This is a genomic window from Streptomyces sp. NPDC007095 (assembly GCF_040634475.1).
In the GTDB taxonomy this organism is placed as follows: Bacteria; Actinomycetota; Actinomycetes; order Streptomycetales; family Streptomycetaceae; genus Streptomyces.
In genome coordinates this window covers 1-3,277 of record NZ_JBEYFS010000459.1, presented here as the reverse complement: position 1 = coordinate 3,277, position 3,277 = coordinate 1, and the positions used below count along the sequence as shown (strand labels likewise).

Below are 3,277 nucleotides of genomic sequence, written 5' to 3'. Positions count from 1 at the left end.
GCTGACGTTACGGCTCCTCGAAGCCGACGCGCTCGCGCCCGCACCCTGGAGCGCCGACGTCTCCGGGAAGGAGTGGTCGGTGCAACCGGCGAACCCGCGCCGGGCGCAGGCCCTCATCACCGAACTCGTCTCGGGACCGGTCGGGCTTCTCGCCACGGTCGTCCTGGTGAGTAGGGCGGCCTCTCCTCCCGTCACTGACGGACTGCGCACGCTCGCCCCAGTACTTCATCGTTTCCTCGGTCGCTGCATACGTCATCACCTTCACGTCTTGCTGCGCCGTCATCTACTTCAGGCTGGTATGTAGTTGTGAACTACCTCCTCAACTAGGCCGCCTACTCCGCAGTGAGTGGATGAGGTTGACAGAGTCGTTCCTGATGAAGGGGTTATGAGCCTTACTAGGTACGCAAATGATTACTCAGCTGGACAAGTAGAGATTCCAGGTGTCATAGACCTGCGCGCGGTCGCACCCACTCACCTAACGCCTTGCTTCCCAAAGGGCTCGACCGCTCACCCATCAATTTTTGTAGGGATCTTTATAGGGATAGATGTAGGGTGAGCAGTAGCTACGTAGGGATCTAAGTAGCGATGTATGCAGGGTGCCAAGTAGCCCTGTAGCGATCTAAGTAGCTACAGGCTTTGTTGTGCAGCCATCTAGCCACTCACCTGGCAATACAAGGGCATACATGTCCGCTTCTGCCCTCCGGACATCATCTGGCTCCTTGCCGACTGCGGCTGCTCCCACCCTTCCCGCCCAGTCACGTCACCCGCTCTTGACACCTCAACAGTCCGACCCGTCCGCGACCCCCTCCGGTCCGCCTGTACGCCCAGCACGGGCCCATCACCGTGCATCAACCCCCGAGCAGGGAGTACTCGAGTCCACCCCACCTGCTTCGGCCGCATCGCTCAGCCTCCACGTGACACGCGGAAACACAGGTCCCGCACTGCACTGCACCCCATTCCTGTTATCTTCCTCGTGTCACGACGTAGCACATCAAGGCCCGCTCCACATCAAGCCGGTGCTCAGAAGTGTCGCAAACACCCCAGTTTTTGCGAGACTTCCAAGCCTCCGCCTTGCCGTAGCCAGCCCAACCTAAGTCGCGACGTGGCACGCGAAAACGGTCAAACCTCCCCACACTGAAAGGCATCCACCATGACCATCGTCTTGGCGATCGCTACGCAGAAGGGAGGGGTTGGCAAGACGAGCACGGTGGTCAACCTTGGCTGCCGACTGGCCATGGACGGGGCAAACGTCCTCATCATCGACCTCGAGCCTCAAGCTCAGGCCGGGTCAGCCCTTGGAGTCAACCTCGTCTCCGAGGATGAAATCCGCAGGTCCCTGGGGCTCGCCCTTACCGACTCCCTCACGAAGGCGGGAGGCCGCGACCCCCTCGCGAAGATCATGTACGACCGAAGCGAACTCGTGAGCGAGTACGACGGTGGTCGTCTGTGCGTTCTCGCATCAGAGGAATCGACGATGACTGCGGCTCAGAATGCGTTCGTCACAAGGCCGTACTCCGACACACCAGTCCTTAGGCGCCGGCTGCTCCATGAGTTCTCAGGCGAGTTCGACTACATCCTCATCGACACACCGCCTGCTGTCTCGTCCCTCAACGCCGTCGGCCTGGCCGCGGCCGACCACGTCATCAGCCTCGTCAACCCGGAGTACCCCACGATCAAGGGGGCGATGATCCTCAAGGAGGCCGTTCAGGCCGTCGAAAACCTCACTGCTGGCGAGTGCAAGCCGCGCTTCCTCGGAGCGTTCATGAACCGCTCCAACCCTGAGTCGGCTTGGACCATAGAGGATCTCAACATCCTCGACATGATGATCAACGGCGGCCTGTACCCCTACGTAACGGATATCCGCAGGGATCGGCGCATCTCCCGGGCCTACTTCGACGGAAGGCCGGCCGTCCTCCAGCACCCCAACCAGTCGTGCGGCAAGCAGTACACCGATCTCCTTCAGGAGCTCCTTGACCGCATGGACGCACCTGAGTCGACCTGGCCGATCGCGCAGCTCCCTGACGCAGGCGCGGAGGCAGCAGATGTCTGAGCCTCCGGCCAAGAGGACAGCGAAGAAGGCGGCCGCGAAACGCCTCACCGCTCTCCGACGTCCCGAAAGTAACGGTGCCCTCCTCAACAACCCGGCGCTAAGCGGTGTAAAGGAGACGGTCAACAGGTCGTATCTTGGGGGAGGTCAAGGAGCCATTCCGGGACCCCCAACCTCCGACGATGCGCCGTCGCCCGACCCCATCACAACACCGGACCGCCCTCAGGCGGCGGCCAGCGCCCCTGAAACGGCACCGACTACCGGCTCTGCCCGGCCTGCAGAACCGGTCGCGCTCCATCCTTCGTCGGCTGACCACGCCCCACACGCTCAGGAGACAGGGCTTCCCGAACATCGCGGAGTTCGAAGCACCACGCCGGCCAGTGAGTTTGAGCCAGCGAGTGACATCCCCGACCAACCCACCGGAGCTCAGTCCACGACTTCGGACTCTCGGCGCGTAGTTGCTGAAGAGCCTGAAGTCGCTGCTGAGGCGAACGGCGTCGGCAGCAAGTCTGACCGAACCCAACTCACGCCGACAGGCAATCACTCCGAAACTACCGAAGTGTCAGATGGCGATGACGTAACCATCGACGCCGACGACGACAAAGAGGCCGACGCAAAGAAGCGCTCTACGACACCGCGCGCCCGACGTCGCCAGACCGCTCAGCAAATCCTCGAGAAGTCTTACACCGAGAGTGTGATCGACCTGCGGCTGAGGAAGAAGGATTGGGCAGCACATCCCTTCCGCTTCACGCCTGCCCAGATCACTCAGGTGAACAAGCGCGCGGCCGAAGACAGTGCGGCAACAGGCCTGCCACTTACGTCAGCGCAGTACGTCAACGCCGCGATGACCATGCACCTGCCCGCAACACTCGAAGAGCAACTCGATCTCGCCGAGTCCTTCCTCCGGGACATGGGAGCTCGCCGGATTCCCGAAGGACAGCAGTCGTCCTACCGGGTGAGTCCCGAAGTGCTCGCCATCGTCCGCCCGTTGTCGAATCACCTCAAGGCGGCAGGCAAGGCGCGAACCGGCTATCACATCTACTCTGCTGTGCTCGCACGTTTCCTCAAGGATCTCGCGAGCGAAGGTCCACTGACGTTCGAGAGCTAAGTCCAAGACGAAGGGGCCGCCTCCCATCAGGGCTGGTCGTCGTCGACCGACGTGAGGCAGAACTGGTCCGTGCATACAGGCGGTACCTGGCGGAGCGCGGCCAGATGGCCAAGCGATTCTTC

General features: G+C 61.9%; 3 protein-coding genes. All 3 read left to right on the top strand.

Going from position 1 to position 3,277, the window contains the following annotated elements; all coding sequences use genetic code 11:
- A partial coding sequence (locus tag ABZ656_RS57235) for a hypothetical protein (protein WP_360280568.1) occupies positions 1–304 on the top strand: 304 nt, incomplete at its 5' end.
- 846 nt (positions 305–1,150) lie between these two features.
- On the top strand, positions 1,151–2,050 hold the full coding sequence (locus ABZ656_RS57230) for a ParA family protein (protein WP_101408547.1): 900 nt from the start codon (positions 1,151–1,153) through the stop codon (positions 2,048–2,050).
- A 556-nt stretch (positions 2,051–2,606) separates the two neighbouring features.
- Positions 2,607–3,155, top strand: a complete 549-nt coding sequence (locus tag ABZ656_RS57225; protein WP_129592427.1) for a hypothetical protein — start codon at positions 2,607–2,609, stop codon at positions 3,153–3,155.
- The last annotated feature ends 122 nt before the right edge of the window (positions 3,156–3,277 follow it).